General features: G+C 63.3%; 19 protein-coding genes. 14 read left to right on the forward strand and 5 right to left on the reverse strand.

The window, feature by feature from the left end; translation table 11 throughout:
* Window positions 1-152 precede the first annotated feature (152 nt).
* The 3 genes from BRAS3843_RS03820 to BRAS3843_RS03830 all read left to right on the forward strand — a co-directional run bounded on the left by BRAS3843_RS03820 (window position 153) and on the right by BRAS3843_RS03830 (window position 2,208).
* Window positions 153-560, forward strand: coding sequence for an HAD-IA family hydrolase (locus BRAS3843_RS03820; RefSeq protein WP_083841306.1), 408 nt, complete (start codon window positions 153-155; stop codon window positions 558-560).
* A 785-nt stretch (window positions 561-1,345) separates the two neighbouring features.
* Window positions 1,346-1,504, forward strand: coding sequence for a hypothetical protein (locus BRAS3843_RS41305; RefSeq protein ID WP_008967406.1), 159 nt, complete (start codon window positions 1,346-1,348; stop codon window positions 1,502-1,504).
* A gap of 233 nt (window positions 1,505-1,737) precedes the next feature.
* On the forward strand, window positions 1,738-2,208 hold the full coding sequence (locus BRAS3843_RS03830; protein ID WP_008967407.1) for a hypothetical protein: 471 nt from the start codon (window positions 1,738-1,740) through the stop codon (window positions 2,206-2,208).
* 278 nt (window positions 2,209-2,486) lie between these two features.
* Here the strand turns inward: BRAS3843_RS03830 and BRAS3843_RS03835 are convergent, their stop codons facing one another.
* From BRAS3843_RS03835 to BRAS3843_RS03845, 3 genes are all read right to left on the reverse strand, one after another.
* Window positions 2,487-4,100: an ABC transporter substrate-binding protein gene (locus tag BRAS3843_RS03835; RefSeq protein ID WP_008967408.1), complete on the reverse strand. Its 1,614-nt coding sequence runs from the start codon at window positions 4,098-4,100 to the stop codon at window positions 2,487-2,489.
* Window positions 4,101-4,170: 70 nt separating this feature from the next.
* Complete coding sequence (locus BRAS3843_RS03840; protein ID WP_008967409.1) at window positions 4,171-5,874, reverse strand: cache domain-containing protein; 1,704 nt, start codon at window positions 5,872-5,874, stop codon at window positions 4,171-4,173.
* A gap of 424 nt (window positions 5,875-6,298) precedes the next feature.
* Window positions 6,299-6,826, reverse strand: a complete 528-nt coding sequence (locus tag BRAS3843_RS03845) for a ParB N-terminal domain-containing protein (RefSeq protein WP_008967410.1) — start codon at window positions 6,824-6,826, stop codon at window positions 6,299-6,301.
* A gap of 575 nt (window positions 6,827-7,401) precedes the next feature.
* Between BRAS3843_RS03845 and BRAS3843_RS38760 the strand changes: the two genes are divergently transcribed.
* From BRAS3843_RS38760 to BRAS3843_RS03880, 6 genes are all read left to right on the forward strand, one after another.
* Complete coding sequence (locus BRAS3843_RS38760) at window positions 7,402-8,877, forward strand: TetR/AcrR family transcriptional regulator (RefSeq protein ID WP_008967411.1); 1,476 nt, start codon at window positions 7,402-7,404, stop codon at window positions 8,875-8,877.
* 267 nt (window positions 8,878-9,144) lie between these two features.
* The gene (locus BRAS3843_RS03855; protein ID WP_008967412.1) at window positions 9,145-12,012 is read left to right on the forward strand and encodes a hypothetical protein; all 2,868 of its coding nucleotides are present in this window, start codon (window positions 9,145-9,147) and stop codon (window positions 12,010-12,012) included.
* Window positions 12,013-12,195: 183 nt separating this feature from the next.
* Window positions 12,196-13,176 carry a catalase family peroxidase gene (locus BRAS3843_RS03860; RefSeq protein WP_035980758.1) on the forward strand — a complete coding sequence of 327 codons (981 nt, stop codon included), beginning with the start codon at window positions 12,196-12,198 and terminating at the stop codon, window positions 13,174-13,176.
* Window positions 13,177-13,389: 213 nt separating this feature from the next.
* A complete protein-coding gene (locus BRAS3843_RS03865; protein WP_008967414.1) occupies window positions 13,390-13,602 on the forward strand; it encodes a hypothetical protein in 213 nt (70 codons plus the stop codon).
* A 50-nt stretch (window positions 13,603-13,652) separates the two neighbouring features.
* Window positions 13,653-14,252, forward strand: coding sequence for a hypothetical protein (locus BRAS3843_RS03870; RefSeq protein ID WP_008967415.1), 600 nt, complete (start codon window positions 13,653-13,655; stop codon window positions 14,250-14,252).
* A gap of 1,446 nt (window positions 14,253-15,698) precedes the next feature.
* Window positions 15,699-17,093 carry an outer membrane beta-barrel protein gene (locus tag BRAS3843_RS03880; protein WP_050886346.1) on the forward strand — a complete coding sequence of 465 codons (1,395 nt, stop codon included), beginning with the start codon at window positions 15,699-15,701 and terminating at the stop codon, window positions 17,091-17,093.
* Between the two features lie 154 nt (window positions 17,094-17,247).
* Here the strand turns inward: BRAS3843_RS03880 and BRAS3843_RS03885 are convergent, their stop codons facing one another.
* A complete protein-coding gene (locus tag BRAS3843_RS03885; protein WP_008967419.1) occupies window positions 17,248-17,460 on the reverse strand; it encodes a hypothetical protein in 213 nt (70 codons plus the stop codon).
* 222 nt (window positions 17,461-17,682) lie between these two features.
* Here BRAS3843_RS03885 and BRAS3843_RS03890 point away from each other — a divergent pair, with 222 nt between their 5' ends.
* From BRAS3843_RS03890 to BRAS3843_RS38765, 4 genes are all read left to right on the forward strand, one after another.
* The gene (locus tag BRAS3843_RS03890; protein WP_008967420.1) at window positions 17,683-18,486 is read left to right on the forward strand and encodes a hypothetical protein; all 804 of its coding nucleotides are present in this window, start codon (window positions 17,683-17,685) and stop codon (window positions 18,484-18,486) included.
* A gap of 149 nt (window positions 18,487-18,635) precedes the next feature.
* Window positions 18,636-18,785: a hypothetical protein gene (locus BRAS3843_RS41310; RefSeq protein ID WP_175361080.1), complete on the forward strand. Its 150-nt coding sequence runs from the start codon at window positions 18,636-18,638 to the stop codon at window positions 18,783-18,785.
* Between the two features lie 224 nt (window positions 18,786-19,009).
* Window positions 19,010-19,267: a hypothetical protein gene (locus BRAS3843_RS03895; RefSeq protein WP_008967421.1), complete on the forward strand. Its 258-nt coding sequence runs from the start codon at window positions 19,010-19,012 to the stop codon at window positions 19,265-19,267.
* Between the two features lie 187 nt (window positions 19,268-19,454).
* Window positions 19,455-19,871 (forward strand): hypothetical protein, encoded by a 417-nt coding sequence (locus BRAS3843_RS38765; RefSeq protein WP_008967422.1) that lies wholly within the window; start codon window positions 19,455-19,457, stop codon window positions 19,869-19,871.
* A gap of 152 nt (window positions 19,872-20,023) precedes the next feature.
* Here BRAS3843_RS38765 and BRAS3843_RS03905 read toward each other — a convergent pair whose 3' ends face one another.
* Window positions 20,024-20,668, reverse strand: coding sequence for a response regulator transcription factor (locus tag BRAS3843_RS03905; RefSeq protein ID WP_008967423.1), 645 nt, complete (start codon window positions 20,666-20,668; stop codon window positions 20,024-20,026).
* Between the two features lie 75 nt (window positions 20,669-20,743).
* Between BRAS3843_RS03905 and BRAS3843_RS03910 the strand changes: the two genes are divergently transcribed.
* A complete protein-coding gene (locus BRAS3843_RS03910) occupies window positions 20,744-22,069 on the forward strand; it encodes a histidine kinase (RefSeq protein ID WP_008967424.1) in 1,326 nt (441 codons plus the stop codon).
* The last annotated feature ends 5 nt before the right edge of the window (window positions 22,070-22,074 follow it).

Here is a 22,074-nt window from a genome sequence, read left to right on the forward strand (position 1 = left end):
CCCGACGGTGCAAGCCGCAATTTGCCCGACGTGGTGCGGCAAACTAGCACGACGGGCAGTTTGGGTATGTTTTGGATGCAGGGGCGATGTCGAGCCAAGCCGGAAGTGGCAGGAGAGCTTTCTACGTCGGCGGTCTGTTCTAGTTAAGTGCACTGTCACCGCAACTCCCGGACAGCGTCGAAGGGCTGACGCGACTGCGACGGCGCTTCGTCACGGCCACCCTTTCCAATGCGGGCATGGCCGCGGTGGTCGCGGTGGTCAAGCATGCCGGCCTGCCGTTTGACGCTGTGCTGACGGCTGAGCTTGCACAGAGTTACAAACCGGCTCCTGCGGTTTACCAGCTCGCAGTCGATTACCTCGGCTACCAGCCTGGGGAGATCTTGATGGTCGCATGCCACAAATACGATCTCAAAGCCGCGCGCGCGTTCGGGATGCGCACTGCATTCGTGGCGCGCGAATTGGAATTCGGCCCGGGCGGGACCGTTGATACCGCATCGGAGACCTGGTTCGATGTCTACGCGGACAGCTTTGTCGCTCTCGCCAGCGCATTGGGTGCCTAGCAACTGGCCTGGTTCTCTGCTTGGCCCAACCAAAACGTTGCATCTCAATCCCATAAGAGCTTTATTCCGAGCGCGCGCCATGTCAGGCGCTTTTCCCTCGATATCTGGTCTGGCGGCGCGACTTCGCAGCCCCGCGGCGCGATCGCGCGTCCGAGCTTTGCCAGATGGGCGCCCTTCAATGAGGAGGGCGCAGGGAAGGCCGGGTGCAGGCCGCACCCATGGCCCGCCTGCAACAAGAAAAGCAGGCGGCAGTCACCACAGGATTGGCCGAACAACCGGCCTTCCCTGCGCGATGGTCTTAACGGCTGCTCCGTGCTCTCCCAGGGGACCGGGCTTTCTTGCCCCCTCCGCGCGAGGCGAGGCCTCGTCGCTTTCGCGATCACGCGCCAACCAAGCCTTCGAGCTATCCGGTTCCGCGAGGGACTGTAGTCGTGCGGTCAGGTAACTCAGCGCTGGTGTGGGTGGCCGGCAACGCACCCCAGGTGTCGAGCAAAGGCGACTATTACCAGGGCAAGAAGAGCATCCCCAAGCCGCTGCAGCTCATCCGACACGCCGGTAGAGGTTCACTTGAACTGACCGCCCACGAGGCGCTCGCCCTAACCAAGATGGACTGGAACAACGACGCGCTGTACGATCCCGTACCTGTAAGTATACGGTACTCACAGAGGTTGGTTCGGACCATCGCGAACGTGCCTGATCTACCGGGAAACGTCTACCCGTATCGCCTGTTCATGTAGACTTATAGCGCGTTGGGCGGATCAACGCGACGTTCGACGAAGTTCAAAGTGCGCGAATTCGACCTTCAGGACATCCTATCGGCCGTGGACGAGGTCCATAGCTCGCTCCAAGAAGGCGTTGAAGACTACCGAATAGCGGTCATCCTGAAGACGCTTAAAGCAATCCAGAGCTACATCGAAAAAGCCGAAAAGGGAGGTCAGATTTGAGTGTGTGCAAAGCGATCTTGCGGTCTGGCTGCGTCCTAAACGCGACTAGCGCCTAGTCGAATCTTATCGACGTGACCGGCTGCCTCATCCCTGCAGCTCACTTGTCCAACTCTTCTTGAGGATCAATCGTGAATCGTGATCGGCTTTTGAGTGAACTCCTGCCCGCTCGTATGCATGCAATCGAGACTCTCAATTTGGCGCTTAATCTTAGCTCCACATTTGGATCGGTGCCTATGGAGCTTTATGCTGACGGCAAGCTGGTGGTGGAAGGTACTCTGCAGGGCTTCACCAATCCCGCTATCGAAGCTGGGCTGATGCACTGCCGTGCATTGCTAGAGTTCTTAGGCCTTTGCGTAAAGAGAGATGGGCGTCTCGGCAATGTCGGCAGCCGTCGCACAAGCGACATTGGCATTGAACAATTCAACACACCATCTGGAGTCCCTCTCAAGATGGTAACAGTCGACGATGCGGCGGACCGCTATCCCGGTCCGAGGGATGAAGCGGAGAGTGCGCTCGTCGCGATCTTTCGGGTCACCAACAAAGGACTAGCACACGTCACGTCGGAGCTGCATGACTCTCCGCAGAATGGACGGTTAATCGAGATTGCAAGCCGAGGCGTCCCGGTCCTGATGGTCGGATGCTTTTACAAGCCAATGGGCGTGCCTGCACCGGATTACAAACTCAGTCAGCGCCCGCGCGCGTGAGTCAGGTACTATAAAGAACAGCCGTACGGCGCTCGCTTCTGAACTGGTGCTGCTCGACAAATTCGCAAGTATCGCGGAGCGAAATTTCGGTAGTAGGTCCGGTCGGATCGGTCGTGCGGCGGACAGTCAATGGCGACCGTCGCTGCGAGAGAGTGTGCGGGGTGGTGGGCACGCGCCGCCTGATGGCGGCGCCTTGCCCACCTTACGCAGCTTTCAGTTTTGCGCGATGGGTCGCGCGTCGTAGGGAGCCGTCGGTCGGCCTGCGCCGGCGACCCCGGTCATTCCAGTTCGATTGGCTGATAGGTGCCGGTCCCGTCGAGCACCGTACCCCAGATCTTGTGCGAGGCCTGATGTTCGGCCGTGCCGAAACTGAGCCGGGCTCCGAGACCGAGATCGATGTTGCGCATCGATTCGAGCGTATCGATCAATCGCTCGGTGTTGAGCTCTTGACCGGCGTTCTTCAGGGCTTGAATCAGGATGCTCGCCTCGATGTAACCCTCGAGCGAGGTGTAGTCCGCCGGCTCGCCGGGGAAATGTTTCGCCAGCGCGGCCTTGTAGTCGAGCACCAGGCTCGAATAGCCGGAGACGGCGGGAACGGCCTGGGTCACGATGACCCCCGTTGCGTATTGCGGACCGAGCAGCGTGAGTTCGTTGGCCAATGCCGAGGCGCCGACGGCCGACACATTGACGAAGGCCGCACCGGGAAGCGCGTCATGCGCCTTTTCGATGAACTTCGCTGCCGCGCGGGAGGTCGCGACCATGATGACGGCGCGGACGGGCACCTTCTGCGCCTTGAGCTGGTTGATCGCGGGCTCCACATCCACCGTGTTGCGGGTGTAGTTGACGCGCAGGATCGCGGCGTCGTTGAGGCCGAGCGCGCGATACGCCTTGGCCACGCCGGCAAACCCGGCATCGCCGAAGGAATCGTCCTGCGCGAACAGCGCAATCTGGCGCGGCGGCACCCGGCGCAGCTTCACCAGATAGCGCACCAGCGCATCGGCCTCTTCCGCATAGCTCGGACGATAGTTGAAGACATAGCGGTCCGGCGGATCGTGGCGCGTGACGTTGGCCCCGGTGTAGGGGCTGAAGAACAGCACCCGGCGTTCGAGTGAATAGGGGATCGCGACGGCCGCCGTAGCGGTCCCGAAATTGCCGATGAAGCCGAACACCTGCTCCTTCTCGTAGAGCTGTTTCATGGCGTCGAGCGTGCGGTTCGGATCATAGTCGTCGTTGGCGACGACGAGCTTGAGCATGCGCCCATTGACGCCGCCGGCTTCGTTGGCGCGGTTGAAGGCGGCTTCGATGCCGACTTTGAGCAGGCGACCGGATTCCTTGTTTGCGCCGGACAGTGGCACGACGCTCCCGAACGTGATCTCGCGGTCCGTGACGCCGCGAACCGGCTGAGCAGGCGTCGCGCTCGTCGCGCCGGCTGCAGCGGCGGAGCGCGGTCCGGTCGCGGCGTCCGGCAACGCGCCGGCCGTGGCGACCGGCGCGCCAATCGATCGTTCGAGGTCTGCGAGCTGGAGCTCGGCGCGCCGGCAGTCCTGGCGCCCGTTCGCCACCGCCTGGCGACCGTCGGCGATGGAGCGGTCGAACAGCCGCGTGGTCTCATCGCGATCGGCCTGGCTGTTCGAGGCGTCGCGAATGACGGCTTGGAACTTGCCAATGACGGCTTGGATACGGGGACGGGAGATGTCGCTGCAGGCGAGGGCCGACCCGACGATCGGACCGACCTTGCCGCTGAGGTCGCGCACCGCGGTGAGATTGTCGCCGGGTGCGGCATGGAGCGGGGTGACGACCAAAAGGGCGAGCGTGATCGCAGAACGATGTGCAAACGATCTGCTGTGGTTCAGGAGCGCGTTGCGGGGCTGGAAGTCGAGGAAGGTCATCATGACAGGGATTCAAACTCGTTGAGATTTGTTGGTCTTGGCAATTCGTTGAGTAGGCTTTGTTGCGGGCCTGTCAGGCCGCGCGGACCGATTGCAGGAAGCGGCTCACCTCGCGCTTCAGCCGGTTGCTGTCTGTCGACAGCCCCTGGGCCGCTTCCAGCACCTGGGTCGAGGCCGAACCGGTCTCGGTGGCGCCGCGCTGGACGTCGGTGATGTTGACGGAGACCTGCTGGGTGCCGTGCGCAGCCTGCTGGACGTTGCGCGAAATCTCCTTGGTCGCGGCATTCTGCTCCTCGACCGCGGCGGCAATGGTGGAAGAGACTTCCGACAGCCGCTCGATGCTTCCGGAGATCAGCCTGATCGCCTGCACCGACTCCTGCGTCGCGGTCTGGATGCCGGCCACCTGCTGGCCGATCTCATCGGTGGCCTTGGCCGTCTGCTCGGCCAGCGCCTTCACCTCGGCGGCGACCACGGCAAAGCCGCGTCCGGCCTCGCCGGCGCGCGCGGCCTCGATGGTGGCGTTCAGCGCCAGCAGGTTGGTCTGCCCGGCGATGCTGTTGATCAGCTCGACGACATCACCGATGCGGCTCGCTGCGCGCGAGAGTTCGCTCACCCGCTCGTTGGTCCGCTTCGCCTGCTCGACGGCTTCATTGGCCATGCGCGCCGATTCGTGCACCTGACGGCCGATCTCGGTGACCGAGGAGGTCATCTCCTCGGTGGCGGAGGCGACGGACTGCACGTTGGTGGAGGCTTCCTCGGAGGCGGCCGCGACTGCGGTCGCGAGCTCGCCGGCGCGCACCGCCGTCTTGCTCAGCGTGTCCGCCGACACTTCCAGCTTGGACGAGGCCGACGAGACCGTCTCGACGATTTCGCCGATGGCGCCCTCGAAGTCGTCGGCCATCTTGTACATGTCGGCCTTGCGGCGGGCCAGCGCCCGCTGCTCGGCTTCCTTCTGCTCCGCCTCCAGCGCGTGACGCGCGACCGCGTTGCTCTTGAACACCTCGACGGCGCCGGCCATCTCGCCGACTTCATCGCCGCGTCCGACCCCGGGCACCTCGACGTCGAGATCGCCGCCGGCGAGGCTCTTCATCACCGCAGTCATCCGATGCAGCGGTCCGGTGATGCCGCGTCCGACCAGCGTCGACACCACCAGCAGAATCAGGAGCACGAGGCCGGCCGCCATCAAGGACTGCCGGGTCGAAGCCCAGGTCTGTGCCGAGAGATCGTCGATGTAGACGCCGGTGCCGACGAGCCAATTCCAGGGCGCGAAACCCGCGACATGAGTGAGTTTGGGCTGCGGCGCCTCGGAGCCCGGCTTCGGCCAGTCGTAATTGACGAAGCCGCGGCCATGTTGCCGCACGACATCGATCATCTCCACGAACAGCTTCTTGCCGTTCGGATCCTTCATGTCAGAGACATCCTGGCCGATCAGCTTGGTCGAGATCGGATGCATCAGCATCCGCGCGGTCATGTCGGTCACGAAGAAGTACTCGTTGCCGCCATAGCGCAGCTGCGAGGCGCGCTCCAGCGCCCGCTTCTGCGCGTCCGCGACCGAGATCGTTCCCTTTTGTGCGGCGGCGTGCTCCTCGGCGAAAATGCTGAGGGCAAGCTCGGTGAGATGCTGAAGCTCCAGCTGCTTCTGCTGCTTGAGGCTGGCTGCGAGCTCACTGGAGTTGAAGGCGGCAAGGCCGATCAGGCCGATGAAGCTCAGGCCGATCAACGCATAGATCTTGATGCCGATCGTCAGTTTGAGGCGGACGGGTAGTGCAGATGACATAGCAGTCTCCACGGGCGCATCGGTAAGGCGCGGGGAGAGCGGTCGCACGGGGATACCCTGGTGCACACGCAAGCAGCCCAACAGCCATTGCGTGGAACCCTATGGAACCAGATGCTAATTGTTATTAATGCGAGGCCCGTGCAAATACGGAGCGACGGTCGGAAGGCGACCGTTACTCAGTCAAATCGGTAACCTGCTCTGGCTGGAACATGCGACATCTCGTCCCATGTCCTGCAAACCGAACCAGGAAGCGTCCATTGCCCGTGGAGGTCAGCCTTGTGTCAGTTGCTGGCAAGCGTGACCCTAGCTCCAAGTTCTTTAACATAAGTTACGTGCTGGCGCGGATGATCGGGCGCGATCCCACGGGCTGCTGTGAATGAAACTCAGGGGCAGGACAGGGACAGGCCGGTCGCGCCGTGGACGGTCAATAGCGACCGCCACTGCGTTCTTGTTGCTTGATCCAGTCCGACAATGTCCTGGGTGGTGATCCCCGCTCCTGACGCGATGGTTTCGAGTTTGCAGTGAGTTTGCTCCGGCTCGTTGTTTCCGCGTGCGCGCGCCGGCGCGTCGCAGCGTCCGCGTCTGAGACAGCTCTTGACGTGTTGGCGAGCTTCTCTGCGGCCTCTTTTTCGAGTCGGAGTTTTTTCAGTCGCTCCATCTTCTCGCGTTCGGGATCGATGGGTGCAGGCGGGAGGTCTCTCTGGCGGGCCGCCTCGGCTGAGATCAGCTGTCCGATGATCGCACCTTCGCCGAGCGCCTTGCAGGCTTCCAGCCGATGCAGGCCCTCGACCAGAACGAAGTGGTCCTTTTCACGGCGGACGAGAATGGCCTCGCGTTGTCCGACCTCCAGAATGCTCTCGGCCAGCTCTTCAACGATCTCGGGTTTGAGCGCGTGCCGCATCTTCTCGGGAATGCGAATCTTGTCGATGGGGAAGCTTTGCGGTTCGGACACAGGTGATGCTCCCTCAGTCTATGCTGCGCGGTGATCGCGCCCGACCCAATGGACCGGCCGAATGTGCAACGGATCCCAAATCCGGAACGAGGCCTCGCGGAGGATGAAGACACGGGTCATGCGCGTCTACCATAGTGACATTCCGCTTCGGACCGCAAGCGGGGCGATGGAGACGAATGGTGGCATATCTTTCGTTAGCGATCGTCTCAGGATGGTCGCGATGTGAGCGCGTCGGGGGATGAGTCTTAGTGCGTCACGAGCGTCATTCCGGGGCAGCCCGCGCGACAAAATGGCAAAGCCATTTTGCGCGGAGGGCTGAACCCGGAATCTCGAGATTCCGGGTTCGATGCTAGCGCATCGCCCCGGAATGACGGTGAAGTTGGCGATGTCTCGCGCTTGTGATGCAGCAAGATCGGCGGACCGTAGTCCGCCATTCGATAGGGCAGCGCGCGGCGCCATTGCGGTTACGCATCCATGGTGCGTATAGGTAGGGATATGATGCATGCATCGCGTGTGACTGCCCCCGACGCATCAGGGCACGACCGAGCATTCGTTTTCATGACTGACAATTTTTAATGACTGACAAGCGCACAAGGTCCCGCCGAGATAGCCATCCACCGCCGTCCGACCAGCGCGAACGCATCGCACGGGCGGCGCTGGCGCTGTTCACGACGCAAGGGTTTCACGGCACCAACACCCGCGAGATTGCCGACCGGGCCGGCGTTTCCTCCGCCGCCATCTACACTTTTTATCCCAGCAAGGAGGCGATCTTTGGCGAACTGGCGCGACAGTACCGCGCACGGCTCGACCACTTCATCGACACCACGGTCAGGCGGCTCAAGGACCCGCTCTCGAAGCGCGATTTGCGGGCGTTCGCGTCGGCGATCTGGACCAAGATGCAGGACGAGCCGGAGATTCTGCTGCTGGTCCTGATCGACGTGATCGAATTCAAATTCCAGCATTTCCAGGGCGCATTCGACAATCTCCCGGCGCGGATGCGGGCGATGGTCGGGGCGGCCTTGACGGCGGCGGAGCGCCGGGCTGGATGGCGCGGACACGATCCGGCGTTCGTGCTGGCTGCCGTCTATCACTACTTCTTCCATTTCGCCCTGATCGAAAAGCATATGCGCGGCAACCAGCATCTGGGCGTCAGCAACGAGCTGGCGATCAAGCGCTTTGTCGATCTGCTGTTCGGCGGCTTGTGGTCGCGGCTCCCTTGCATCGATGGCGCTGCGTTGCGCCAGGCCGACGACACGCGCGCCCGGCCGCAACTGCTCGAGGAGGCGGCGCGGGACCGGATCGAGTTCATCCGGCTGCTCTGCGGCCGGTTATGGCATTCGCCGCCGACCATGTCGTCTCAATCGGGCCGCAAAGGCAGGGACAAGGGTAGGGACAGGATCAAGGTGCCGATGCTGTTCCTGCCACAGATCGCTCCCGACCGGCCCGATGACAATCAGCTGGCGATCGAGGCCGCCGCGCTCGCGCTTTTCACCACCCAGGGCTTCCACGGCACCAACATTCGCGACATCGCCGACAGAGCCGGCGTCTCGCAGGGGGCGATCTACACTTATTATCCCAAGAAGGAGAAGATCTTCGAGAGCCTGGTCCGCAACTACCAGGCCTGCATGCTCGCCTTCACGCGTCAGGTCATCCTGCTGCTCGAGGATCCGTTCTCGCGCCGTGACCTGCGGCTGCTCGCCACCGCAGTGCGATCCATCGTCTATGACGAGGCCGCGTTCCTTTTGCTGATGTTCATCGACGTCATCGAGTTCAAGAACCGGCATTTCGCCGCGCTGTTTCATGACATTCCGGCCCAGTTCCGCTATCTCTTGGGTCCCGTGCTCGACCGCACGAAGCGCCGCGCTGGATGGTGCGGGCAGGACCCGGCCTTCGTGCTGGCGACGATCTATCTGTTCTTCTACAATTATTTCGTGATCGAGCGGCACATGCTGGGCAACCAGCACCTCGGCCTGCCGGAGCAGGAGGCGATCGAACGCCTCATCGACGTGCTGTCGACCGGATTGTGGGGGCACGACCCTGATGCCGCGTAGATTTTCCGCATAGTTCTCCGCGTCGCCTGCCGCAGAGACGGCGCGCATTCGTTGCAGCGCCGCAAAGCCGCCAATCCGTATGCATGATGAATTTGTGAAGACCGTCGGCCTGCGCGTGCGAATTCAAAAAACCAAGTGATCATTTTTGTGAGTGACTGATCAGACTCGGCCTGCTATGTCTGGTTGTGGGGCGGAAACTTGCTTCAACATCATCGAGACCAGGGTCCTGCCCCGAAACCAAAAAAATGGGTGAGGGAGATCAAGGTCATGACACAGTCTTTGCGGCCGCTGATCGGCGCGACGCGACGGGCCCTTGCGCTGGCGATCGCAACATCGAGCGTGCTGCTGGGGGCGCCGTTGTTGGTGAGCTCTGCCGGCGCGGCCTCGCCGCCGAATTTCATCACTTTCGAAAGCGGGCAAGTCCGGCCACTGGCGACATCGCCCGATGGCAGCACGCTGTTCGCGGTCAATACGCCGAACGGAACCCTGGAGGCGTACCAGATCGGCGTGGGCGCACTGACACAGACCGCTCACATCCCGGTCGGCCTCGAGCCGGTGGCGGTGGCCGCCCGCAGCGACACCGAGGTCTGGGTCGTCAACCATTTGTCGGACAGCATCAGCATCGTCTCGCTGGTCGGCACCCCTCACGTGGTGCGCACCTTACTCGTCGGCGACGAGCCGCGTGACATCGTTTTTGCCGGGCGCAAGGGGCTTGCCTTCATCACCACCGCGCACCGCGGCCAGCAGCGGACCGATCCGTCGATCGCCAACGTTCCCGGCGCCGGCGACCCGCAGCTCACCACGCCGGGCGTCCCCCGTGCCGACGTCTGGGTGTTCGATCCGAACAACCTCGGCGCCACGATGGGAGGAACGCCGGTCCGGATCATGAGCTTCTTCACCGACACGCCGCGCGCGCTCGCGGTCAGCCCGGATGGCAACACGGTCTATGTCGCGGGTTTCGAGACCGGCAACCAGACCACGGCGATCAACGAGGGGCGGATCTGCGACGGCTTCAACCCCAGGCAGGGTTGTTTGCTGATCGACCTCTCGATCAGCCCCGGCGGCAACCTCGGCCCGGCCGCGGACACCTCAGGGGAGCCCGCGCCAAAAGTGTCGGAGATCGTCAAGTTCAACAACACGACCGGTCATTGGCAGGATGAGCTCAACCGGGTCTGGGACAACTCGGTGCGTTTCAGCCTGCCGGACACCGACGTGTTTGCCATCGATGCCAATGCGCTGACGCAGACCGGCGCCGTGGCCCATGTCGGCACCACTCTGTTCAACATGGTGGCCAATCCGGTCAGCGGTCATCTCTATGTGTCGAACACCGAATCAGAGAACCAGGTTCGCTTCGAAGATCCGACGCGGAGCGCCGGACACGCCGTGACCGGCCACCTCGCGGAGTCGCGCATCACCGTGGTCTCCGGCCAGTCGGTTACGCCCGTTCATCTCAACAGCCACATCAACTACGGCCTGCTGCCGGGAGATTCGGGCTTCGACCCCAGTCAGGCGCAGCACAGCCTGGCGACGCCGACCGGCATGACGGTCTCGGCCGACGGACGCACGCTCTACGTGGCCGCGTTCGGCTCCAGCAAGATCGGCGTGCTCGACACCGCGGCACTGGAGAGCAACAGCCTTGATCCGACCATCGCCAGCGCCAACTACATCTCGCTGAGCGGCGGCGGACCGAGCGGCGTCGTGCTCGACCAGAGCCGCAACCAGCTTTACGCCCTGACCCGCTTCGACAACGCGGTGAAGGTCGTCAATCTCGGGTCGCGCGGCGAAGTCGCGAGCGTTGCCATGACCAATCCGGAGCCAGCCTCGGTGGTCCAGGGCCGGCCGATGCTCTACGATGCCCGCCCGTTCGGAAGCAACGGCGAGGCGTCGTGCTCGAGCTGTCATACGTTCGGCGACAAGGACGAGCTCGCCTGGGATCTCGGCAATCCCAGCGGCAAGGTGACGTCGAACCCGATCCCGGTCAATCTTGGCGACCAGCTCTCGATCGACCTCGGTAAGCTGCTGTTCGGCGTGACCACGCCGCTCAACGGCACCAACGCCGTCAACGTGTTCCATCCGATGAAAGGGCCGATGACCACGCAGACCCTGCGTGGCCTCGCCCATGCGGGCGCGATGCATTGGCGTGGCGACCGCGCCAACGGCGTCTTCGGCGTCAATGCGACCGATGAGAACCTGTCCTTCAACAACTTCCAGGTCGCGTTCCAGGGACTGCTGGGGACTGCCAATGCACCGACCGCGGCGCAGATGCAGGCCTTTACCAACTTCGCGCTGCAGGTTCAATTGCCGCCCAATCCGGTGCGCAACTTGGATAACTCGCTGACAGCATCGCAAAGCCGGGGCGCGGCGTTCTACAGCGGCCAGCGTCCCGCCGACGGTCTCGACGTGCCGGGCCTCGGCAAGGTCCTCGGTCTGTCCGCCTTCACCTGCAACGGCTGCCACGCGCTCGACCCGTCGAAAGGCCAGTTCGGCACCAGCACCAATGCGAGCTTCGAAGGCATCGACCAGATCTTCAAGATCCCGCACCTGCGCAACATGTACACCAAGGTCGGCATGTTCGGCATGCCGGCGGTCTACTTCTTCAACGGACGGGATACCGGCAATATGGGGCCGCAGATCCGCGGCTTCGGTTTCACCAACGAGGGATCTGTCGACACCATCTTCAGCTTCTTCAATGCATTGGTGTTCAATCCGACGCTCAACAGCGGCTTCCCGCTGATCAACCCCGACGCCACGCGGCGCGATGTGGAGCAATATGTGCTGGCGTTCGACAGCGATCTCGCTCCCATCGTCGGACAGCAGGTGACGCTGAGCAACGTCAACCTCGCCACCGCCGCGGCCCGCGTCACCTTGCTCGAGCAGCGCGCCGGGGCACCGTTCACCTCGCTGGCGCTGGGCGGACAGGTGACCGAGTGCGATCTGGTGGCGAGCGTCGTCGCCAACGGAGCCGTCGTGAGCTATCTGTACGCCCCGGCGTCACAAATCTTCACGGCAGCCAACGGGAGTTCAGCGACGGACGCCGCACTGCGCGCGGTGGCGGCTACGCCGGGCAGGGAAGTGACCTTCACCTGCCTGCCGCCCGGCTCCGGCCCTCGCGTCGTCTCCAGTCAGAGTCAGTAGGTCGCTCGCGCGATCCGGCCTCACGCGCTGCGCAGCGCGTGAGGCACGGGGGCCGCCGAATGATCGGCGACCCTGCTCATGAGGCGCCCGAGAGTTGCGCAGACGAAAGTCGCTCATGTCGCCGAGCTGTCGTGCTATGTTGGGCACTGGTGACAGGAGGAGCTCCTCATGCCGAATTGCAAAATGACGAATTGCAAAGTCGTTGCCGCGCTGGTGGGGTTTGGCTTGGCCTTGCCCGGCATTGCACTGGCGCAGGATGCGCCGCTCGAGGAACAGCTCGTCAACCAGATGAACAAGGTGTTCGGAGTCCATGCCGGGTTCCGCGCCAATCACGCCAAGGGCGTTGTGGTCGAGGGACATTTCAAGGCGTCTCCGGACGCCGCCGGCTTGAGCCGGGCGGTCTTGTTCGGCGGCACCGAGGTTCCGGTGACGGTGCGCTTTTCGGACTCCACGGGCGTGCCGAATTTGCCCGACGGCTCCGACGACGCCAATCCGCACGGCATGGCGGTGAAGTTTCATCTGCCTGACGGCAGCGACACCGACATTGTGATCAATTCGCTCAAGTTCTTCCCGGTGTCGACCAGCGAGGAGTTTCGCGACCTGCTGGTGGCGATTGCGGAGAGCCCGCCTGATGCGGCCAAGCCGACGAAAGTCGAGCAGTTCTTTGCGAGCCACCCGACCGTCCCGGCCGCCCTCGGCACGGTCGCCACGCCGGACAGTTTTGCCGACGAGGCCTATTTCGGCATCAATGCGTTCGTCTTCGTCAACAAGGCGGGCGAGCGGCAGGCCATCCGTTATCAGATGGTGCCCGACAAGGTGGTGCATCTGGACAAGGCTGAGGCTGCGAAGCGGGCGCCGGACTTCCTGATGCAGGAGCTGCCGGCACGGTTGAAGCAGGGGCCGGTGACGTTTCACTTCAAGGCCCAGCTCGCTGCGGCCGGCGACTCCACCAAGGATCCGGCCAAGCCCTGGCCCGACGACCGCAAGCTGGTCGAGCTCGGCGTGCTGACGATCGACAAGGCTGTGCCCGATAGCGACGAGGCGCAGAAGAAGCTCTTGTTCCTGCCGGGGCAGCTCACCGACGGCATCGAGGAGTCCGATGATCCGATGATCGACGTTCGGAACGGCGCCTACGCCGTGTCGTTTTCCCGGCGCAATCCCTGATCATCGCGGCGCACCTGCCGCCTGGGCGAAGCGCACCAATGAAGCGCACTAATAAAGTGCGCAAATGGAACCCGTCGTGTGACATATTGGTCGCACTTGCCGGCTGTGTCACGCCACGAACTCGCGATTGCCCCACTCTCGACGCATTCCGCCGTGCATGGTCACGGTATCGGGGAGGGGCTGGGGCCATGTCCAACCTCGAGGAGATGTTGCGTGAAGACATTCGTGATTGCCGCGGGCGCCCTGCTCGCGCTGGCAACCGTGGCGCATGCTGCGGACCTGCCGCACCCTCAGCCGGTTTATGAGCAAGCCGCCGTCGGCAAGATGCCAATCGGCAAAGCTCCGATTGGCAAGTCCCCCATCGGCAAAGCGCCGATTGGCAAAGGCCCGGTTGTCGCCGGCCCCGTGGTTCGCCGCGCTTACTGAGCCCGGCCAGTCTCCTGGCCCACTATCATCTATCTTGGGGCGTGCTTGCCATGCAGCGTTCGTGCTTGGTCGGAATTTCCATTGCAGCGCTGCTGCTGTCTTGCGGCGTGCAGACGGCGTCCGCGCGGCCGATGCACGCCCCAAGCCGACATGAGGCCAAAGCGAGTGCGCCTGAACGGCGCGCGCGCGAGGCCAAAGGGCCTTATTATGTCGACTTCAGAGCGCGCACTGCCGCGAGCTGGGGCCACGCTTTCGTCTGGTACGGCAAGACCAGTGAGCGCGCGGTCGATGTGGCGGGGCTCACGCCGGCCGGCGACACGCTGGCCTACATGCTCGGCTATTTCACCTTCGTGCCGTCCGAGACCGGCGCCAGCTATGGCGATCTCGACCCGGACTATCTGACGGCGAGCTACCGTGTCTACCTGAACGAAGCCGACGCCAAGAGGGTGTTCGCCTACATCAAGAAACTGCAGGCGGACTCGCCGGTGTGGAACGCCGAGACGGCGAATTGCACGTCGTTCATCGGCAGCATCGCGGAGTTCATGGGTTTGAAGACCCCGGTCCGCTGGACACGTCCCGAGGACTACGTCAACCAGCTTCGCGACATGAATGGCGGCCGCCAGATCGTCCGCCTGGCGGCGGAGCAATAGCCCGTCGAACGGTGCCGCTCGTCACCTGGGACCATGATCCGGAAAGGTGCGCAGCGGTTCTCCCTGGCGACAAACGCGGAACGCGTTTGCGCGGAGATCATGCTCAGAACAAGAACTTGTAGCGTGATGGTGATCAAACCTGATCCCATCGCCTATAGATGACTGGGGCAAGCCAAAGCCGCTGACGCCCAGGCGCGGGCCGGCTAGAGCAAGCCAATCTCGACCGCATCCATACCTTCTACTAAGGCTGACGCGTCCAGCCCGCGCTGATCGGGAGCCGGACGGGCGGCGAGGCGCAGGCGCTTGTGGAGTCCTCGCCGTCGCTGGGCCCTCGTGCTCCAGAGCGGCGAGGATGCGCGACAGCGTGCGACGCGCCGCGGACGCCGGCAGATAACCTGACGGCTCGCGCGCTTGAGCCGCTCTCCAACATGCTGCTGCGCTGGACGTCGCAGGCGCTGGCCGCGGGTGCGCCAACCGCCGTCGAGAACTTGCCTGATTGCGACGGAGCAGGACTCCGCCGCAGACCCGCGCGATGTTTGTCATCGTGAAGCTGCTCGGCCAAACGAATGCACCATCTTCGCCGCACTATGATCACAAGCCGCGCGACCGCGCGGCGAGGGCGCGTCGCGATCACGGCATAATGCAGTTGGAGGGGCTCGCTGGCGTGAGCTTACGCTGGGCGCGGCCCGATGCGTCAGCCGCGACTCATCCTTCGCATTCTTGCCGGATGAATGCCGAGCCGGGCCGTCGTCAGCGCGCAGCGAGATGGTTCGTGCCGTCGATGTCGATGTGCGTCGCAACGCGTTGAGCAAGTCACAAAGACCTCGCATCGAAATCTCAACTCAGACATGCCTCGACGCGCCTGACCCGCGACACCGGCGTACATCTCCGATCCCTCGCAGTCGATATGTCCTCTACCTGAAGATGTATGGCTCGCGCGCGAGCGGGTTGCCGCATCCGGTGTTGGCCTTTTTTTGAAGTCTCCAACGTCGCACTACTTTCAGGATATGTCCGCGAAAGATGCGCGTTAGCTGACGAATGCGTCGTCAACGTCCATTGCAGAAGAGAGTGCGAACTACTTCCTTCCGTCGGGACTCTGCAGCTCCAATGCAACACTCACAACCGAATGTTGTTGCGTCAGCCTCGTCAAATCGCATCCCACGCGTTTGACATTTTTCGAATTAGTTCGCGACATAATCTGACGCTCCTGATGCGTTCGTCGTTTCGTGCGGCACGTGTTCAGGAGTTGTGAGTTCGATGCGTCGCGTAGTTTGCGTGTGCCTGTGCCTATCTTCTTTCGCTGCGAGTACCAATCAAGTATGGGCGACCGATCTCGCCCTGCCTCCCCCACTTCCCCCGCCGTCGACCAGCGTCTTCGCCTACAGGTGGAGCGGCTGTCATGCCGGCGTCAACGTCGGCTATGGATGGTCACGCCAGCAGCAGACATTGAGCCAGAGCGGCAACACCAATGTTGCGTCGGCCCAGCAGCCAGCCACCACCAACACGGCTGGCGGGTCGACCCAGCAGACCACGCCGCCGCCGACCAATCAGAACGGGAACGGTGGTGGATGGAAGCCGCCCTACCACCACCATGGTCACGGCCAGCACGGTGATCATGACGGGTGGAAGGACGGCAAGCATCACGACCACGATAAATACCCGGACCATAAGTGGTCGCACTACGATCAGCACGATGGCCACGACCATGATGCTGGCTACGGTTGGCCACAGGTTGGTTCAAACTACGACCACAACAAGCACGCCGACCATGACTGGCCGTGGCAGGGTCAGCAACACGCCTACGACAAGGACTCGTACAAGGACTTGGGCTACGGCTGGCCACACATCGGGCAATACGGCGACCATGACAAGTCAGGCGGTCACGACTGGCAGCAGCAGCACGCGGATGGCGCGTATGACAGGTCGACGTGGCTGCGGCAGGACGGGCACGACGCACATGGCGGCTACGGCTGGCCGCAAACGCGACAATACGCCGACTACGACAAGTCGGGCAGCTCCAGCTGGCAACAGCAGCCGGCCTATGACAAGCACGACTGGCAGAAGGACGGCTGGCAGAAAGACAAGTGGCCCAAAGACGAATGGGCAAAAGATCAGTGGCCGAAGCACGATCACGGCGGACACGCCTGGCAGCCTGTTCCTCCGAACAAGCCCGGATGGCCGCAGAACAATCCTCCGCCGAACAACAATGGCGGAGGGCAGGCGCAGCAGCCGAACCCGCCTCCCGCCCAGGGCAACACTGTTAGCGCTGCGGCGGTCCAGCCGTTGCTGCTGCAAACACCGGTGGCGACCTCCAGCGATGGCGATGACGTGATCGGCGGCTTGCAGCTCGGCTGCGATTACCAGATGGATCGCTTCGTCGTCGGCATCCAGGCGATGGCGGATTTTGCCAAGATCAACTCGTTCAGCTCCATCCCCCAGGTGCCGCAGCTCGCGACCAGCACGACGGCGAACAACCTCTACACCGCCACGGTGCGGGCGGGCTATCTCGTGACTCCCGCGATCCTGGCCTATCTGAAGGGCGGTGCGGCATGGACGCGAACGAGCGTCGCGGTCGTCAACAACGGCTCCGGCCAATCGGCGACTGCGTCGTTTGATCGTACCGGGTGGACGGTCGGAGCCGGCGTCGAATGGATGTTCGACCGGCACTGGTCGGCATTCGCCGAATATGACTATGCGGATTTCGGCCGTGTGACGGGTCCGCTGACGGGCGCGGCCGCGCTCGCCGGAGGTCCGAACGTCGTCAGCCTGAAATCGCAGATGCATACGGTTCTGGTGGGCGTCAACTACAAGTTCGATCTGCTCGCGTTATCCGGCAGGTAGGGGGCGGACGCTTCAAACTCTTGCCAGCAACACGAGGCCGCCTGGTTGACCCAGGCGGCCATCGCTGTCTGATGCGTCCATATGCCGACGGGCCGGCGACATAGGGGCGCATGGTCGAGAAGGATCTGAACCCCGGCCGCCCATCGGGGAGGGACTATTTGTTCGCCGGGGTGGGGCTGCTCTTGCTGGACCCGGTGGTCACCGGCGATGAGCCGTTCTGGTTGGAGGCGGTCGTTCTGTCCCGGTTGGTGTAGTAGATCGCGGCCACGACGACGGCAATCACGCAGACGAGGGCGATGATCCAGCCGGTGGCATTGCGTCCACGCCGGCGGTCGAATGCCGGGCGATCGTCATTCGGATCGGTCATTGCGCGCCTCTCCTGTTAAGCGGTTCGACTGGGGGGCGATGCGCCCATGGCTGTCTTCCCGCATCGCCGTCCGCGATGACCCTGCCAACAGGGCCGGCGAAGTCCAGTTCCTAGAGCCGCGCATTCGAATTCCGATCGACTCGGTGGCGGAAGCGTGCGGTGATAGAGTGGCGGCGTTAGCCGCGGGTGCGGCTTTGCCCTCTGTTTCGATCCGGATCATCCATGCCCCTCTGGACCTGTTCCCAATGCGGCGCACAGTTCCCCGATACGGCCGCGCCACCCGACGCCTGCCTGATCTGCGAGGACGAGCGGCAATTCGTGAACTGGAGTGGGCAGAGCTTCCTCAGTCGTGAGGAGATGTTGCGGGGGCACCGGCTGATCTGGCGGGACGATCTCGGTGTCCCAGGTTTGCAGATCGAGCCACGTTTCGCGATCGGCCAGCGCGCATTGTTGCTGTGCGAGAGCGACGGCTGCGTGATGTGGGATTGCGTGCCGCTCGCGACCGACGCGGCGATCGGCCATGTGCGCTCGCTCGGCGGATTGAAGGCGATCGCAGTCTCGCATCCGCATTTCTATGGCGCAGTCGCCGATTGGAGCGAGGCCTTTGCCGGCGCGCCGATCTATCTTCATGGTGACGATCGTGCCTTTGTCACCCGGCCGTGCCCCTCGATCGTGGCGTGGTCGGGCGACAGCATTCAGCTCTCCCCGGACATTGTCCTGTACCGTACCGGCGGTCATTTCCCGGGAGCCACGGTGCTGCACTGGAAGACCGCCGCCGATGGACGAGGCGCGTTGTTCGTCGGGGACATCGCGATGGTGGCGATGAATCGCCGCCATGTCAGCTTCATGTATTCCTATCCGAACTATGTCCCGCTGGGGACCGCCGCGGTCCGCCGCATCGCCGACGTGGTTGCTCCGCTGGCCTTCGATCGCATCTACGGCGCGTGGTGGGACCGCAATATCGCCGCAGACGCGAAGCCCAAGTTCGATCACTCGGTGCGGCGCCATCTCACTGCCATCGCCTGACGTCCAAGCGGGTGTTAGTTCGTATCGTGGCCTCGGCCGCTCACGCGGGTTCGATCGTGTTCAAATGAATTTGCCGGTTTTTCCCGAAGTCTGGAACTGCGAATGGCTTGGCCTGTTTGTGCTGAGACCTGAGCAAAGGAAGTCTCCAGATGGGCGTCATGCATCAACTGGCCAATGCGTCGCTCGCGGCGATCTTTGCGATCGGGATGATCGTCGCCGCACAGCGTTTCATTGAATACCGCTCCGCGCGTGCATTCGAGCTGGCTCCGATCACAACGGTTGCCCTCACCCCGCCTTGAGCGGCGGACGATAAAAAAAGCTCCGGCGCATGTGGGTCTGCGCCGGAGCAACGGGAACGTGATTGTGTCTTGAAGCGAATGGACAACGCGGCACCCGGCCTGTGGTTCCTGTTCTTCCCGAATCTATTGCCAGCTTTTCCCGACTTTTTCCCTTCGCGTCGGAACGCGTCCGGGCATTCCCCGTTTGCGATGGGGCAGCGTTCATCGAAGCGAGGAGATACGAGATGAGAAGCTTAACAAAGGCCGCAGCCGGCGCCGCGATCGGAGCCGCTTTCCTGGCCGCCTCCGCGATCAGCGCATCTGCAGCGATCGTCTGTACCGGAAACGTGTGCTGGCACACGCACGAGGTCCATGAATATCCGCCCGAGGCGCGCGTGATTGTCCATGAGGACAATTGGCGGTGGGGGCCGACGGAGAGGTACACGTTCCGGGAGCATGAAGGTCGCGGTTATTGGCGCGACGACAAATGGGTGAGCTGGTAACCGCCCGTTTCGGAGCTGCGTGGGGCGGCATCCCGCCCTGCGCCACGGATCAGACCTTCGTTCCGATGATCCTTTAAGTGTCGCAGCCGCGAAGGTGTTGCAGCCGCGCCTTGGAATGATCACCGGCCTTCCTTCAAATCCTGCCGTTGAGGCGCCGCGGAATGAGCTTCCGCGCGTGTGATGGGTCATGCCCCTCGTTCGTTATCTCCTCTTTGCGGGCGGCATTCTGCTGGCGCTGCTGTTTGTCGCCGACTGGTATCTGCCGACACCCGCGCAGCAGACCGCTGATGGCGACATCGATCGAACGATCATCCGTATCCACAGCGACAACAAATGGCCGGCAGCGGTCAAGTTCGACACCACGATGCCGATCGCCGCGGCGTTTCCTGCCAATGACGAGGTCGATCCGGTGCTGGCGCCCGCGGCGGATAAACCGGTCCCCGCGCGACAGGCTGAAGCGGTGGCTCCGCCAGCGCGTCCGCAAAAGGCTCCGGAACACTCCCGCCGGCGAGCACGGCTGCCGTCGCGTGTCGCGGTCCGGGAAAGCCAACGCCGCATTGCGACCTATCAGCTCAGCGACGGCTGGGCCTGGTCGCGCTGGTAGGTTCGGCCGTGCAGGGCATCAATGAACGGCACTCCACGTCACCCGTTGCTGCAGGCGTCGCATTATTGCCCCGACGCCTGCGGCTTCGGCGACGGGCTGGCCGCGTCGCGGGCGCGGCCAGCCCGATCGCCAGCTTCGGTCGACGTGGGCGGTCAGTCCAGTTCCATCTCGACGGCAATACGTACGAGGTCGGAATGGTTCTTGGCGCCGAGCTTCTGCTTGAGCAGCGAGGTGGTGTTGGCCACCGTCTTGTAGGAAACGCCGAGCGCGTCCGCGATTTCGATGATCTTGTCGCCGCGGCCGAGCATGCGGAGGATCTCCAGCTCCCGTCCGTTCATTTGCGTCGACGGACTGGCCTTCACCGCGGCGGCCGAAAACGTCACGGCCTCGGCAAGACGAGGCGAGATGAACTTGTCGCCGTCGGCGACGCGGCGGACAGCCTTCACGAACAGGCGCGGGTCGTCCCCCTTCGAGACATAACCTTGCGCTCCCATTTCCACCGCGCGGACGACGAAGGCCGGATCATCGTTCATGCTGAACATGATGATCTTCGCATCCGGATCATCCTTGCGGATCCGTCGCATCAGCTCGAAGCCGGACAGATCCGGCAGCTTGATGTCGATGATGGTCACGTCAGGCCGCTTCTGCAGAAAGGCGCGATGGCCGGAATTGGCATCGCCGGCCTCTTCGATTTTGACGGAGCAGTCGGATGCGAACAGCGAACGGCAGCCCTGCACGACCACCGGATGGTCGTCGACGATCAAGACTCTGATGGCTGGCTTCGGTGAATCCTGCACGGTGTCCTCGTTCCCAGCTAACATAGGAGTCCTGCCGAGACTTGAAAGTACAACTCGCTTCCAGGGGAGTTGGCATTGTCCAGAACATGGGAAAATTTGTCGCTGCGGGCACGGCTGTTCCTGCCGATGCTCGCGATGATCTTGGCGGCCCTGGTGCTCGGCGGTATTGCGCTGAAGATCGTGTCGCCCGATCAGTTCGAGTATGAAACCGGCCAGCAGGCAGCAGCCACACAGGCTGTTGCTGCAGCCCTCAACGCTGCGCTCGCGACATCGGGCGAGCCGCAGCGGACGCTCGCCGCCTTCTCCAGTGCGCTCGGATCCGGCAAGACGATCGCCTTTCGATCCGTAGGCCATTCCTCCGATCGGCCGGCCATGATCGTTCCTTCCCACGTGCCACGCTGGTTCATTGCGCTCTTGGACATTCCCGAGCTCGGTGCCGTCTATCCGATCTCTATCGGCAAGGATCACGTCGGTGACCTCTTGTTCACGCCCGACCTCTCGGCGGACATCTTCGAGAAATATGTCGGGTTCCTGGCGATCGTCGGCTCGGGGTCGGCGCTGATGCTGATCGCGGCGCTGAGCGTGTATTTCACCACCGGCACGGCGTTGCGGCCGCTCGAGCGGCTGCAGGAGGGACTGACGCGCATGCGCCAGGGCGACTACGATACGCTGACCCCGGTCGCGGGTCCGCCGGAAATCCGCAGGAGCTGCAAGGAGGCCAACCAGCTCGCCAGCACGCTCAAGCGTCTCAGCCTCGACAACCGCGGTCTGATCCGAAAGCTGGTCTCGGTGCAGGACGACGAGCGCCACGACCTCGGACAGGAACTGCACGATGAGCTCGGGCCGCTGCTGTTCGCAATCCGCGCCAACGCGACCGCGCTCTCCGACCGCGTCGCCGATGATCCCGAGGCTGCCTCTGCCGTCCACGGCATTCTGCAGGCCGCGGAAAACCTTCAGCAGGTCAGCCGCCGCATTCTCGAAGGACTGAGCCCGCTCCATGTGAAGGAGCTTGGGCTGGAGCAAAGCATCCGTGCGCTGCTCGGCAACGTCCAGGCGCAGGCGCCGCGGCTCAAGCTGAGCTGCAGGATCGATGCAAGCTTGAACGAGATCGACGGCCTGCTGTCGCTGACCACCTACCGCGTCATCCAGGAAAGCGTGACCAATGTTCTGCGGCATGCGCATGCGGGCGCGATCGATGTCGCGGCCGAAATCACCGGCGCGGAGGTTGCGATCGAGGTCGCCGATGATGGGGAAGGTTTTCCACCCGACAGCCCGTTCGGCCGCGGCTTGCGCGGCATGGACGAGCGCGTCCGGGCGCTCAACGGAAGCTTTGCACTGCTGCGCGACGGTGGTCGCACGGTGGTGCGCTGCCGTCTGCCGCTCGCCCAAGAGGCGGCCTGACCCGG

The sequence above is a fragment of the Bradyrhizobium sp. STM 3843 genome (genome assembly GCF_000239815.1).
Lineage (GTDB): Bacteria > Pseudomonadota > Alphaproteobacteria > Rhizobiales > Xanthobacteraceae > Bradyrhizobium.